This is a genomic window from Olleya sp. Ti.3.14 (assembly GCF_038154885.1).
Classification (GTDB): Bacteria; Bacteroidota; Bacteroidia; order Flavobacteriales; family Flavobacteriaceae; genus Olleya.
This window is the reverse complement of sequence record NZ_JBAKAO010000048.1, coordinates 1-320: the sequence shown is the minus strand read 5'-3', so window position 1 is coordinate 320 and position 320 is coordinate 1. Positions and strand designations below refer to the sequence as shown.

Below are 320 nucleotides of genomic sequence, written 5' to 3'. Positions count from 1 at the left end.
ATTGAAATTAATATTCGTGTCATTTGGGTTTCTTATAAAATCGGCAATAAAATCTCCAACCTTAGAGGTAGAGTCATTAGTGTAGGTTGCGTTTAAATCTGGCGTTGTTATTTCTAGTTTTAAAGATTTTTCAACACCTTCTTTAATTAGATTGGCTTCTTCGTGTAGGTCAAAATGCTCTAAAAGCATTGCTGCGCTTAATATAGATCCAATTGGGTTTGCAATCCCTTTTCCTGTTGCTTGCGGGTATGATCCATGTATAGGTTCAAACATTGCATATTTGTCACCAATGGAGGCTGATGCTAGTAATCCAATAGAAC

Annotated in this window: 1 protein-coding gene; it reads right to left on the bottom strand. The window is 35.9% G+C overall.

From position 1 onward, the window contains the following. On the bottom strand, positions 1-320 hold a 320-nt coding region (locus V6251_RS15230; protein ID WP_341589010.1), incomplete at both ends, for an isocitrate/isopropylmalate family dehydrogenase.